At 72.8% G+C, this 12,845-nt stretch carries 9 protein-coding genes and 1 tRNA gene; 4 read left to right on the top strand and 6 right to left on the bottom strand.

The genetic code is table 11. The features are described 5' to 3' along the window. Nucleotides 1-45: 45 nt before the first annotated feature. Together bcp and C892_RS0107940 are read left to right on the top strand one after the other, a co-directional pair. A complete protein-coding gene (gene bcp, locus C892_RS0107945) occupies nucleotides 46-531 on the top strand; it encodes a thioredoxin-dependent thiol peroxidase (RefSeq protein ID WP_017556771.1) in 486 nt (161 codons plus the stop codon). Between the two features lie 123 nt (nucleotides 532-654). Further along, nucleotides 655-730 (top strand) — tRNA-Leu (locus tag C892_RS0107940). Nucleotides 731-834: 104 nt separating this feature from the next. On the opposite strand, the gene C892_RS0107935 is transcribed toward C892_RS0107940, so the two are convergent. The 6 genes from C892_RS0107935 to C892_RS0107910 all read right to left on the bottom strand — a co-directional run bounded on the left by C892_RS0107935 (nucleotide 835) and on the right by C892_RS0107910 (nucleotide 7,790). Further along, nucleotides 835-2,226, bottom strand: coding sequence for a serine/threonine-protein kinase (locus C892_RS0107935; protein ID WP_193374754.1), 1,392 nt, complete (start codon nucleotides 2,224-2,226; stop codon nucleotides 835-837). Nucleotides 2,227-2,551: 325 nt separating this feature from the next. Beyond that, nucleotides 2,552-3,904 carry a M16 family metallopeptidase gene (locus tag C892_RS0107930; RefSeq protein ID WP_017539951.1) on the bottom strand — a complete coding sequence of 451 codons (1,353 nt, stop codon included), beginning with the start codon at nucleotides 3,902-3,904 and terminating at the stop codon, nucleotides 2,552-2,554. A gap of 51 nt (nucleotides 3,905-3,955) precedes the next feature. Further along, complete coding sequence (locus C892_RS0107925; protein ID WP_017556770.1) at nucleotides 3,956-5,260, bottom strand: M16 family metallopeptidase; 1,305 nt, start codon at nucleotides 5,258-5,260, stop codon at nucleotides 3,956-3,958. Nucleotides 5,261-5,413: 153 nt separating this feature from the next. Continuing rightward, nucleotides 5,414-6,055 carry a class I SAM-dependent methyltransferase gene (locus C892_RS0107920; protein WP_017539949.1) on the bottom strand — a complete coding sequence of 214 codons (642 nt, stop codon included), beginning with the start codon at nucleotides 6,053-6,055 and terminating at the stop codon, nucleotides 5,414-5,416. A gap of 67 nt (nucleotides 6,056-6,122) precedes the next feature. Then, complete coding sequence (locus C892_RS0107915; RefSeq protein WP_239647310.1) at nucleotides 6,123-7,271, bottom strand: pyridoxal phosphate-dependent aminotransferase; 1,149 nt, start codon at nucleotides 7,269-7,271, stop codon at nucleotides 6,123-6,125. A 135-nt stretch (nucleotides 7,272-7,406) separates the two neighbouring features. Then, nucleotides 7,407-7,790, bottom strand: coding sequence for a BlaI/MecI/CopY family transcriptional regulator (locus C892_RS0107910; protein WP_017556768.1), 384 nt, complete (start codon nucleotides 7,788-7,790; stop codon nucleotides 7,407-7,409). Between the two features lie 271 nt (nucleotides 7,791-8,061). Here C892_RS0107910 and C892_RS0107905 point away from each other — a divergent pair, with 271 nt between their 5' ends. Then, nucleotides 8,062-8,583, top strand: coding sequence for a TIGR03618 family F420-dependent PPOX class oxidoreductase (locus C892_RS0107905; RefSeq protein WP_017556767.1), 522 nt, complete (start codon nucleotides 8,062-8,064; stop codon nucleotides 8,581-8,583). 593 nt (nucleotides 8,584-9,176) lie between these two features. After that, a complete protein-coding gene (locus C892_RS0107900; protein WP_040685332.1) occupies nucleotides 9,177-12,842 on the top strand; it encodes a multifunctional oxoglutarate decarboxylase/oxoglutarate dehydrogenase thiamine pyrophosphate-binding subunit/dihydrolipoyllysine-residue succinyltransferase subunit in 3,666 nt (1,221 codons plus the stop codon). Nucleotides 12,843-12,845: the final 3 nt, after the last annotated feature.

Here is a 12,845-nt window from a genome sequence, read left to right as displayed (position 1 = left end):
CCTGGGAGGAGTCCCACACGAGCGAGAAGGATTCCGAGGACCGCCGTGACCGACGCGAACACCCGCCTGCAGCCGGGCGACGCCGCCCCCGACTTCGCCCTGCCCGACGCCGACGGCAAGGAGGTGCGGCTGAGCGAGGTGCTGGCCTCCACCGGCAAGCGGGTGGTGCTGTACTTCTACCCCGCCGCGATGACCCCCGGCTGCACCACCGAGGCCTGCGACTTCCGCGACAACCTGCGCGACTTCGACGGCGCCGGGCTGACCGTCCTGGGCATCTCCCCCGACGCCCCCGAGAAGCTGGCGGCCTTCCGCGACAAGGAGGGCCTGACCTTCCCCCTGCTCGGCGACCCCGACAAGGGCGTCCTCAAGGCCTACGGGGCCTTCGGTGAGAAGAAGAACTACGGCCGGGTCGTCCAGGGCGTCATCCGCTCGACCTTCGTCATCGGCACCGACGGGGCCGTGGAGAAGGCCTTCTCCAACGTGAAGGCCACCGGCCACGTGGACCGGGTCAAGCGCGAACTGGGGCTGTGAGCGCCCCTGCCGGTGAACTTGCGGCGGGTCGGCGGGTGGTGCCATTCTCGGACGTACGCTTCTGAGACGCACCGCCCTCCCACCGCCCCACCAGGGACGCGGGGGCGGGTGCGCGCAGGGCCCGGGGCCGTAGCCCAATCGGCTAGGAGGCAATGCGTTTAGGTCGCATACAGTGCGGGTTCGAATCCCGCCGGCCCTACCGCGGACGTGAGACGGGGGCGCAGGCCGGTGCCTGCGCCCCCGTTCGGTGTCTCCGGTGCGCCTGGGCCCCTGCCCGGGGGCCGGGGTGCCCGGCGGCACGGCTCAGCGGAACAGCAGCGCCCAGAGCACCACCGCGAGCAGCGCCAGCACGCCCGCGGCCACCGCCACCGCCTTGGGCAGCCGGCTGCCGCCGCGGTGCTTGCCCGAGCTGGTCAGCCCCAGGGTGTCGGTGGACTCGCGGATCGAGGTCAGCAGGTACCCGACCGACTCGGGGCGGTGCCGCTGCAGCCGCTCGTGCAGGTGGGAGACGGACTCGGAGACCGACTCCTGAAGCGAGCTGCGCAGGACGTGCGCGCCCTGCCGGAAGTGCTCTCGGGCCGACTCCGAGGCGTCGTCCTCAGCGTCCCCGCCGTCCTCTCCGTCCCCGCCCTCCAGGGCCTCGTCGTCGGACGCCCGGGCCTGCCGGGGCGCGCGCCCCTGGCCGCCGCTGTCACCGGGCGCCTCGCCCTGGTGCGGCACCACCGGCTCGGCGCCGGTCTGGCCGGACTGGGCCGCCGACCGGGCCGCGGTCTCCGGGCTGGTCTCCGGCGCCCAGGGCGCCAGCGCCGCGATGCGCAGCATCTTGGTGGCGCTCTCGGCGGTGAGCCGGTCGGCCGGCTGCACCCGCAGCAGCCCGGCCAGCACCGGGGCCAGCGGCCCGGCGTGCTCGGCCTCCGGCGGCTCCTCCAGCTCCACGCCCTTGAGGATGCGGATGTAGCCCTTGCGGTCGTAGGGCGGATGGCCCTCGACGGCGGTGTGCAGCGTGGCGCCCAGCGACCACAGGTCGGACTCGGGCCCGACCGGCCCGTCCTTGGCCCGCTCGGGCGGGATGTAGGAGGGCGAGCCGACGATCCGCCCGGAGGTGGTCAGCGCGGACTCCCCGGACCAGGCGGCCAGGCCGAAGTCGGTGAGCACCACCCGGCCGCCCTCGCTGATCATCACGTTGTCCGGCTTGACGTCCCGGTGCACGATGCCCTCGTCGTGGGCGGCCTTGAGGGCGTCGATGAGCTGCAGCCCGATCTCGGCCACCCGCTGGTAGGGCAGCGGCCCCGCCATCCGGATGATCTCGGAGAGGGTGGAGGCGACGACCAGCTCCATGACGATCCAGGGGCGGTCGTCCTCGTCCACCACGTCCAGCACCGTGACCACGCCGGGGTGGCTCAGCCGGGCCGCCACCCGCGCCTCGCGGGTGGTGCGGCGCAGCAGCGACTCGCGCTCCTCGTCAGTGAGGTCGGTGGCCAGCCGCAGCTCTTTGACGGCGACCTCGCGGTCGAGCACCTCGTCGGTGGCGCGCCAGACCGTGCCCACCCCGCCCCGGGCGATCTCCTCGTGCAGCCGGTAGCGCCCCTTGAGCACGCGCTCCTCGGGAGGCGCCTGAAGGGTTCCCGAGCGCGACGACTCGCGCGGCCGCTCCGGCCGCTCTGCTTCTGGGTTCTCGATGGAGGACACGGTCACTCAGCGGGTCTGGTCGAGGGCCATGGCGGCCTCCTGCGGGCACGTGCGGTCGCGGTCGCGGCGATTCCTGCTCGGATCACTCGTTATATCAGCTCATGGGCGCATCCGAACGAGCGGATACCGGATCACGGCCACTTGGGTTCGCTTCTGTTATGTCCCGCCGACCGCGTCCCATGCGGGCGCATACCGTGACATGGGTCATCCGCCACGGCCGCCCGCCCGGGCCCGGCGGCGCGGGTGCGCCGCCGGGCCGGGGCCGGTCCGGCGAGGGTCCTTGCGAGGGGTGGGACGCACCGCGGCGCCGTTCGGTTCCCCTCTGTTCACTTCAGTTCCACAGGTTCTCCGGATCGCGCACGTCGACCTCGCCGAACCCGGCCTCGCCGAGCGGGTCCTTGAGCCGGGCGGCGTCGCCGACCACGATCAGCGCCATCGCCGCGGGGTCCAGGTACTCGCGCGCGGCGGAGTCCAGGTCGGCGGCGGTGAGCGCGTCGAACCCGGCGCGCAGCCGGTCCACGTGGTCCTCGGGCAGGTCGTGCACGACCATCTCGACCAGCGCGTGCGCCATGCTGCGGGCGTTGGAGTAGGTGACCGGCAGGCCCACGGTGTTGGACTGGCGCACCGCCTCCAGCTCCTCGGCCCGCACGCCGCCCTCCTGCAGCAGCCGGATCTGCTCCAGCGCGGCGGTGACCGACGGCGCGGTGGTGGGGGTGTCCACCTGGGTGCTGATCAGGAACACCCCGCTGTCCCGGCGCAGGTCGAAGCGGCTGCCCACGCCGTAGGTGTAGCCCAGGCGCTCGCGCAGCTCCAGGTTGAGGCGGGAGGTGAACATGCCGCCCAGGACCTCGCTCATGCCGTCGGCGCGCGGCAGGTCGATCTGCGCGCGCGAGGGCGCGCGCTGGGCCAGCACGACCGCCGACTGCACCGAGTCGGGCCGGTCCACCAGCAGCACCCGCGGCAGTTCGTGCGCGGCGGGGGCGGGGGCGCTCTCGGCGGGCCGCCGCGCCGCCTCGGCGCCGCCGAAGACGGTGCGGCCCATCTCCTCCAGGTCCACCCCGTCCAGGTCGCCCACGACCACCAGGGTGCCGGCCGAGGCGGCGACGGTGGAGGCGTGGAAGTCGCGCACCATGTCGGGGGTGACGTCCTGCAGGGCGACCGGGGCGCCGCTGAGCGGGGTGGCGTAGCGGCCGCCGAACAGCTGGCCGCCGATGGCGCGCATGGCCAGGCGGGAGGGGCGGGAGGCCTCCAGCCAGAAGCCCTCCAGCACCTGCTCGCGGCGGCGCAGCACGTCCTCGTCGCGCAGGGCGGGGGTGCGCACCGCCTCGGCGAACAGCCGGGTGGCGTCGCCGATGCGGGTGGTGGGGGCGTCGACCCCGGCCACGAAGCTGTCCCAGGTGGCGTAGCAGACCCAGTCGGCCCCGTGCTGCTCCAGCTCGGGGGCGAGCGAGTTGTCACCGTGGACGCCGTCCTCCAGCGCCTCGCCGGTCAGCAGGGTGACGCCGCGGCGCTCGGCGGGCTCGTAGGCGCCGCCGTTGGGCAGGACGAGGCGGATCGAGGCGTACTTCTGGCCGGGCACGTTCAGGGCGACGATCTCGCCGCCGCCGACGCGCAGCCGGGTGTGGCGCGGAAAGGTGTAGGGGCGGGGGTCACCGAGGACCGGGCGGGGCTGCAGCTGGCTCACGATGTCTCTCTATCTTCGGCTGGTCGGTTCGTCGGCGCTGTTCGGCGGCGGTCAGGCGGGCGCCGGGGAGGCCTCGGGCGCCTCCTCGGGGTCGAACCGGACGGTGAGCCGGTTCTCGGCGGTCAGCAGCCGGGCGGCGGCGTCGGCCACCTCCCGCGGGCCGATGCCGGACCAGCGCTCGGGCCAGGTGAAGGCCAGCTCGGGGTCGCCGAAGAGCTGCGTGCAGCTGCCCAGCTCGTCGGCGAGGCCGGACGGGGTGGACACGGCCTGCAGGTGGTCGCGCTCCAGGATGGCGCGGGCGCGGTCGAGCTCGGCCTCGTCGACGCCCGCGGCCAGCTTCTCGACCTCCTCCAGCATGGCGGCCTCGAGGGTGTCGCCGTCCACGCCCTCGCGGGCGATCATGTTGACCAGCATCAGGCTGGGCGTGTAGCGGAACGGGAGCAGGTCGGCGGCGTCGCCGGGGGCGGCCAGCTCGCGCTCGATGACCAGCCGGCGGTAGAGCCGGCTGCCCTGCCCCTGGCCGAGCACGGCCGAGGCGAGGTGCATGGCGTCGAACTCGCGGTCGCCGTAGGGGGCGACCCGGTAGCCCAGGAACACCCCGGCCGCGGGGACGGCCTCGGTGACGGTGTCGCGCACCGGTCCGCCGATGGGCCCGGACAGCGCCGCGTCGGGGGCCTGCGGCACCTGCTCGCGCACGGGGATGGAGCCGAAGTAGCGCTCGGCCCGCTCGCGCACGTCCTCGGGGTCCAGGTCGCTGACGACGGTCAGGACCAGGTTGTCCGGGCCGTAGTGGAGCCGGTGGAAGGAGAGCACGTACTCCAGGTCGGCGGCGTCCAGGTCGGCCATGGAGCCGATGGTGGGGTGGTGGTAGGGGTGGCCCTCGGGGTAGCCCAGGCGCAGGATGCGCTCCAGGGCGGTGCCGTAGGGGGCGTTGTCGTAGCGCTGGCGGCGCTCGTTCTTGACCACGTCGCGCTGGTTGTCCAGCACCTCCTGGCTCATCCCCTCGCGCAGGGTGGCCAGCCGGTCCGCCTCCAGCCACAGCGCCAGGTCCAGCGCGTGCTCGGGCACGGTCTCGAAGTAGTTGGTGCGGTCGGTGGAGGTGGAGGCGTTCATCTCGCCCCCCAGCCGCTCGACGGCGTCGAAGTGCTCGCCCTTGGCGACGTTGCGGCTGCCCTGGAACATCAGGTGCTCGAACAGGTGGGCGAAGCCGGTCTTGCCGGGCACCTCGTGGCGCGAGCCCACCCCGTACCAGAGGTTGACCGCGGCCACCTGCCCGGTCGCCGCGGGGGCGGTGACCAGCCGTAGCCCGTTGTCGAGTGTGTACTGACCGACCTGTCCCGCAGCGTTGGTGGTCACGTGTGCCTGCACCCCTCGTTCGCGCCTCGTTCGTCGTCGTTTTCCCGCAACGAAGCCTATGCGTTCGGGGCTCTGCGTGCGCACGCCACACCGGTGCGCATCCACCGGCGGCGCCCGGGTGCGCCGGGCGCCGCCGGGGCGGGCGCGGGCGGCTCAGCCCAGGCGCCGCAGCACCCGCAGCGACCCCTGGGCCGCGACCTCGGTGAAGGCCCCGGAGTCCAGGGCGCGGCGGTAGACGTTGTAGGGCGGGCGCCCGCCGTCGGCCGGGTCGGGGAAGACGTCGTGGATGGCCAGCGCCCCGCCGGGGGCCACGTGCGGGCTCCACCCCTCGTAGTCGGCCTGGGCCGCCTCCTCGGTGTGGCCGCCGTCGATGAAGAGCAGGCCGAGGGGGCGCCCCCACAGCCGGGCCACGTCGGCCGAGCGGCCGAGCACCGCGACGACGGTGTCCTCCACCCCGGCCGCGGCCATGGTGCCGCGGAACTCCCCGACGGTGTCGAGGCGCCCGGTGCGCGGGTCGACCAGGGAGGGGTCGTGGTACTCCCAGCCCTGCTGGTGCTCCTCGGACCCGTGGTGGTGGTCGACGGTGACCACGGTCGCCCCGCGGGCCCGGGCCGCGGCGGCCAGGTAGACGGTGGACTTGCCGCAGTAGGTGCCGATCTCCAGGACGGGGCCGAGGGGGGCGTAGGCGTGGGCGGCCTCGTACAGCGCCAGCCCCTCCTCCTCGGGCATGAAGCCCTTGGCGGCCTCGGCGGCGGCGAGCAGGTCGGCGGGCATGGCGGGGGCGGGCGTGGTCATGGTCGCGTCTTTCGGCATCGGTGGACGGCGGGCGGGAGGCGGGGGTACGGCGGACGGGAGGCGCGCCTCAGGGGGCGAAGGCGCGCACGAGCCGGCCGGCGGCCTCGTCGAGCACCTCGTCGCGCTTGCAGAAGGCGAAGCGGACCAGGTGGCGGCCCTCCTCCACGCGGTCGTAGAGGACCTGGGCCGGAACGCAGGCCACCCCGGCGGTGCCGGGCAGGGCCCGGGCCAGCTCCAGGCCGTCCTTGTAGCCGAGCGGGCGCACGTCGGCCATGACGAAGTAGGTGCCCTGCGGCCGCAGGACGCCGAAACCGGCCCGCTCCAGGCCCTCCGACAGGCGGTCCCGCTTGGACTGCAGGGCCTCGCGCTGGGCGCGCACCCACGCGCGCTCGCCGGTCAAGGCGTCGGCGACGGCCAACTGGAGCGCGCCGTTGGCGGTGAAGGTGAGGAACTGGTTGACCGTCTGCACCGCGCGCACGAGCGGGGCCGGGCCCATCACCCAGCCGGTCTTCCAGGCGGTGACCGAGAAGGTCTTGCCCACCGAGGACACCGACAGGGTGCGCTCGCGCATCCCGGGCAGGCAGGCCAGGGGCACGTGCTCGGCGCCGTCGAAGACCAGGTGCTCGTAGACCTCGTCGGTGAGCGCGATCAGGTCGTGCTCCCGGCACACGGCGGCGATCTCCTCCAGCTCGCCGCGGGTGAACACGGTGCCGGTGGGGTTGTGCGGGGTGTTGACGACGACCATCCGGGTGCGCGGGCCCACGGCGGCTCGCAGCTCGGCCGCGTCGAAGGTGAAGCGCCCGTCGGGGCCGGGGCGCAGCGGCACGGGGCGGCGCACCCCGCCGGCCAGCGAGACCACGGCGGCGTAGGAGTCGTACATCGGCTCGAAGAGCACGACCTCGTCCCCGGGCTCGACGGTGCCCAGGACCGAGGCGGCGATGCCGGCGGTGGCGCCGACGGTGATGTAGACCTCCCCGTCGGGGGCGTACTCCAGGCCGAACCGCTCGGCGCGGTCGGCGGCCACGGCCGTGCGCAGCTCGGGGCGCCCGGGGCCGGGCGGGTACTGGTTGACCCCGCCGCGGATGTGGCCGACGGCGGCGTCGAGCAGCGAGCGGGGCCCGTCGGTGTCGGGGAAGCCCTGCCCGAGGTTGATCGCTCCGGTCTCGGCGGCCAGGCGGCTCATCTCCGCGAAGACGGTCTCGCCGTAGGCGCGCATGCGTTCCACAAGGGGTTCTTCCACAGGGGCAGCATAGACGCGCGGCCTCCGCGTGTGGTGGGCCGCCTGCGGGCGCGGCCCCGGACCGGACCGGTACCGGCGTTGTCTCAGCCGCCGTGTCTCAGTGGCCGCGCCTCAGCTCGCGACCCCCCGGTCGGCCGCGCGCGTGCGGCACTCGCTCAGGGCGTCGGCGAGGCGCAGGCGGTCCTCGGCGCTGATCTCCTCCACGAAGTGGAGGATGGTGGCGCGCGGGTCGCCGCACCCGCTGAAGACCTCGCCCATGATGCGGGCCGAGTACTCGGCGCGGCTCTGCGCCGGCCGGTAGAGCCAAGCACGACCGGCCTTCTCTCGGCACAGGAGTCCCTTGTGGAAAAGGATGGTGGTCACGGTCATCACGGTCGTGTACGCGACGTCGCGCCCGTAGTGCATGCGGGCACGGATCTCCCTCACGGGGAGGGGCCCGTCGGCGCTCCAGAGCGCGTCCATGATCGCTGCTTCTAGCTCCCCGAACTCCCTCACTGTTACGGACCTCCCTGGGTTCGTTCCGCCATGCTAAGAGCGGATGTCTCCCGGCGCCGGGGATTCGCCGAGAACGCACCGATCCGCACTTCCCGGCCCCTTGGGCGCGGGGATTCGGCCGCGCGTGCAGGGTTCTCTGCACGGAGCCCGCATGCGGTCCGGGCACCCCCGCCGGGAGGCGGAACAGTGGCCCCCGTCACAATGGGGCCGGCGAGGGGCGACGGATGAGGGGACGAGGGACCGCGGAGGAAGCGGCCGAGGAGGAGGCGACGTGGAGGATTCCGGGCGAACGGGCCCCAGCGGCGGGCAGGCCGGGCAGGCCGGGCAGGGCCGCGACCGCAGGGCGCAGATCACCATGACCCCCGAGGAGCGGGAGGCGTTCCTGACCGCCAACCGGAAGGTGCAGGTGGCGACCGTCGGCCCGGACGGGGCGCCGCACCTGTCCACGCTCTTCTACGCCCTGGTCGGCGGCCGCCTCGCCTTCTGGACCTACGCCGCCTCCCAGAAGGCGGTGAACCTGCGCCGCGATCCGCGCGTGACGTGCCTGGTCGAGGACGGCGAGGACTACGGCGAGCTGCGCGGGCTGATGATCCGGGGCACCGCGGAGACCACGGACGACCCCGAGGAGGTCCGCCGGGTGGGCACCGCCGTGACCGCCGCGATGACCGGCACCGCCGAAGAGGACCTGGAGGCGGCGGGCGCGCGCGGGGAGATCGAACGCGCAGGGCGCAAGAGGGTGGCGGTCTTCATCCGCGAGGAGCGGACTGCCAGCTGGGACCACGCCAAGCTCTGAGCACGGGCGCCGGGCGGGCGCCCGCCCTGAGCGGGGCGGCCGTGGCCGCGCGGCGCCGGGACGGCCGCCGCACGGGACGTCCGGGGAAGACGGGGCCCGCCCGCGGGAAGAGGTCGTGCGCGGCCGGACCCGCCCCCTCGTCCGGCGGAACCCCCGTGTCCCGCCGGCCTTGGGAACGGCCGTCCTGCCCGGCCGCGCACACCAGGTGTGACGCCGGGCATCCGTGTCAGGTTCCGAAGAAATTCTTCCGGGCGCCCCGGGTTGGACCGGGGCGCCGCCGGGCATGGTCTCCTGAGCCGCGGCGGAGCGCTCCAACCCCTGGAAGAGCGGGAGGTCGCGACGCCCGCGCCCCTCGCGCCGCGCTCGCACGGCGACCCGAGTTTGTGAATGATTGTTAGGTATCTCCCAGTCCACTGTCGGCCTGGGGGCGGCATCTTCGTGCCTGTACAGCTAGCCTGTTACCGAGATTGCTGGCCGGGCGAAGCGTCCACGCCGCCTGCGGATGCTGGCGCGCACCGAGCCCGCCCTGCGTAAGCGGCCATCTCCATATCCATACATTCACAAGCGAGCTGCGGAAGAGGGCGATCTCCGCCGTGTCGTCTGAGGCGTCTCAACCCCTGACAGATTTCGGCCCGAACGAGTGGTTGGTCGAGGAGCTCTATCAGAAGTACCTGAACGACCCGAACTCCGTTGACAAGGCGTGGTGGAACTTCTTCGCCGACTACAAGTCCGGCTCCGCCAAGCCCGGGTCCGCCGCGTCCGGCTCCTCGGGTGCACCGTCGGCCACGGGTGCACCCGCCAAGGGCAACGGAAAGGCGCCCGCCGCCCCGGCCTCCGGCGGCGGCAAGAAGCCCGCGGCGGGCTCCGAGTCCTCCTCCGCCCCCGCCGACGAGGCGCTGAAGGTCACCGAGGAGCGACTGCGCGGCGCACCGGCCCGTACCGCCACCAACATGGAGTCCAGCCTCGCGCTGCCGACCGCCACCTCCGTGCGGGCCGTGCCGGTGAAGCTGCTCTTCGACAACCGCATCGTCATCAACAACCACCTGCGCCGCGCGCGCGGGGGCAAGGTGTCGTTCACCCACATCATCGGCTACGCCATGGTCAAGGCCCTGGAGTCGATGCCGGAGATGAACCACTCCTACGTCGAGGTCGACGGCAAGCCCGGGGTGGCCAAGCCCGAGCACGTCAACTTCGGCCTCGCCATCGACCTGCAGAAGCCGGACGGCTCCCGGCAGCTGGTGGTCCCCTCGGTCAAGGCCGCGGACACCCTGGACTTCAAGGGGTTCTGGAGCGCCTACGAGGAGCTGGTCCGCAAGGCCCGCAACAACAAGCTCGGTGTCCCCGACTTCCAGGGCACCACGATCAGCCTGACCAACCCCGGCGGCATCGGCACCGTGCACTCGGTCCCGCGTCTGATGCCCGGCCAGGGCGCGATCATCGGCGTCGGGTCGATGGAGTACCCGGCCGAGTTCCAGGGCACCTCCCCTGAGACCCTGAACCGGCTGGCCATCAGCAAGGTCATGACCCTGACCTCGACCTACGACCACCGGATCATCCAGGGTGCGCAGTCGGGCGAGTTCCTCAAGCGGATCCACCAGCTGCTGCTGGGCGAGGAGGGCTTCTACGACGAGATCTTCGCCTCCCTGCGGATCCCCTACGAGCCGGTCCGCTGGACGCAGGACATCTCGGTCGACACCTCCCAGCAGCTGGACAAGACCAGCCGGGTGCAGGAGCTGATCCACGCCTACCGGGTCCGGGGCCACCTGATGGCCGACACCGACCCGCTGGAGTACAAGCAGCGCCGCCACCCGGACCTGGACGTGCTCCAGCACGGGCTGACGCTGTGGGACCTGGAGCGCGAGTTCCCCACCGGCGGGTTCGGCGGCAAGCCGGTCATGAAGCTCCGCGACGTCCTGGGCGTGCTGCGCGACACCTACTGCCGCACGGTGGGCATCGAGTACATGCACATCCAGTCCCCCGAGGAGCGGGAGTGGATCCAGTCGCACGTCGAGCGCGAGCACGAGAAGCTCGACCGCGATGAGCAGCTGCACATCCTGCGCCGCCTGAACAGCGCCGAGGCCTTCGAGACGTTCCTGCAGACCAAGTACGTCGGGCAGAAGCGCTTCTCCCTGGAGGGCGGCGAGTCCCTCATCCCGCTGCTGGACGGCGTCATCTCCCAGGCCGCCTCGTCCGCGATGGACGAGGTCGTCATCGGCATGGCCCACCGCGGCCGCCTGAACGTGCTGGCCAACATCTGCGGCAAGTCCTACGGCCAGATCTTCGGCGAGTTCGAGGGCAACCTGGACCCGCGCTCGGCGCACGGCTCCGGCGACGTCAAGTACCACCTGGGCACCGAGGGCACCTTCACCACGGCGGACGGCGAGAAGATCGCGATCTCGCTGGCGGCCAACCCCAGCCACCTGGAGACGGTCGACCCGGTCCTGGAGGGCATCGTCCGCGCCAAGCAGGACGTGCTCGACAAGGGCCCGCACGGGTTCACCGTGCTGCCGCTGCTCATCCACGGCGACGCCGCGTTCGCCGGCCAGGGCGTGGTGGCCGAGACGCTCAACCTGTCGCAGCTGCGGGGCTACCGCACCGGCGGCACGGTGCACGTCATCGTCAACAACCAGGTCGGCTTCACCACCTCCCCGGCCGACAGCCGCTCCAGCATCTACGCCACCGACGTGGCGCGGATGGTGCAGGCGCCGATCTTCCACGTCAACGGGGACGACCCGGAGGCCGTGGTGCGGGTGGCCCGGCTGGCCTTCGCCTACCGGCAGGCGTTCAACAAGGACGTCGTGGTCGACCTGGTGTGCTACCGCCGCCGCGGGCACAACGAGTCGGACAACCCGCACTTCACCCAGCCGCTGATGTACGAGCTGATCGACGCCAAGCGGTCCACCCGCAAGCTCTACACCGAGGCGCTGGTCGGGCGCGGCGACATCACCATGGAGGAGGCCGAGCAGGCGCTGCGCGAGTACCAGCAGGAGCTGGAGCGCGCCTTCGCCGAGACCCGCGAGGCCGACAAGAAGCCGATCGAGCCGGGCTCGGTGGTCAAGCCCGAGGTCTTCGACGAGGGCCGGCTCGACCACGCCCAGGTCTCCACGGCCATCTCCGAGCAGGCGGTCAAGGAGATCATCTCCACCCAGACCGACCTGCCCGAGGGGTTCACCGCCCACCCGCGCCTGCTGCCGCAGCTGCAGCGCCGCGCCAAGGTGGTCGAGGAGGACACCATCGACTGGGCCACCGGCGAGCTGCTCGCCTTCGGCTCACTGCTGATGGACGACCACCCGGTCCGCCTGGTGGGCCAGGACAGCCGCCGCGGCACCTTCGGCCAGCGGCACGCCTCGCTGGTGGACAAGGCCACCGGCCAGGTGCACACCCCGCTCAAGCGGTTCGACCGGGGCACCTCCAAGTTCTACGTGCACGACTCGCTGCTCAGCGAGTACGCGGCGCTGGGCTTCGAGTACGGCTACTCGGTGGAGCGCCCGGACGCGCTGGTGTGCTGGGAGGCCCAGTTCGGCGACTTCGTCAACGGCGCCCAGAGCATCATCGACGAGTACATCAGCTCCAGCGAGCAGAAGTGGGGCCAGCGCTCCAGCGTCACCCTGCTGCTGCCGCACGGCTACGAGGGCCAGGGCCCGGACCACTCCTCGGCCCGCGTCGAGCGCTTCCTGCAGCAGTGCGCGCAGGAGAACATGACCGTGGCGATGCCGACCACCCCGGCCAGCTACTTCCACCTGCTGCGGTGGCAGGCCAAGTCGGGCTACCGGCGGCCGATGGTGGTGTTCACGCCCAAGTGGATGCTGCGCGCCAAGCAGGCCACCTCGGCGGCGGCGGACTTCACCACCGGGTCGTTCGAGCCGGTCATCGACGACCCCAAGGTGGACCCGCAGAAGGTGCGCCGGGTGGTGCTGTGCTCCGGCAAGGTCTTCTACGACCTGGACGGTGCGCGCGACCGCACCGGCGACGAGCACACCGCCGTCCTGCGCGTGGAGCGGCTCTACCCGCTGCCGGTGGAGGAGATCCGGCGGCGCCTGGCGGCGTTCCCCAACGCCGGCGAGGTGCTGTGGGTGCAGGAGGAGCCGGCGAACATGGGCCCCTGGCCGTTCGTCGCGCTGGTCTTCTCCGAGCAGCTGGACCGGCCCTTCACCCGGGTGTCGCGCCCGGCCTCCTCCTCGCCGGCGGCCGGCTCGGCCAAGCGGCACGAGGCCGAGCAGCAGGCCGTGGTCAACACGGTCTTCCCGCCGGTGGACTAGGCG

It is taken from the genome of Nocardiopsis baichengensis YIM 90130 (assembly GCF_000341205.1).
In the GTDB taxonomy this organism is placed as follows: domain Bacteria; phylum Actinomycetota; class Actinomycetes; order Streptosporangiales; family Streptosporangiaceae; genus Nocardiopsis_A; species Nocardiopsis_A halophila.
The sequence above is the reverse complement of the archived record's forward strand: the minus strand, read 5'-3'. Positions and strand labels throughout refer to the sequence as shown.

Coding starts and splice junctions, on each gene's coding strand:
- C892_RS0107920 (WP_017539949.1), bottom strand. CDS start 6,055: ATGACCACGCCCGCCCCCGCCATGCCCGCCGACCTGCTCGCCGCCGCC.
- C892_RS0107915 (WP_239647310.1), bottom strand. CDS start 7,271: ATGCGCGCCTACGGCGAGACCGTCTTCGCGGAGATGAGCCGCCTGGCC.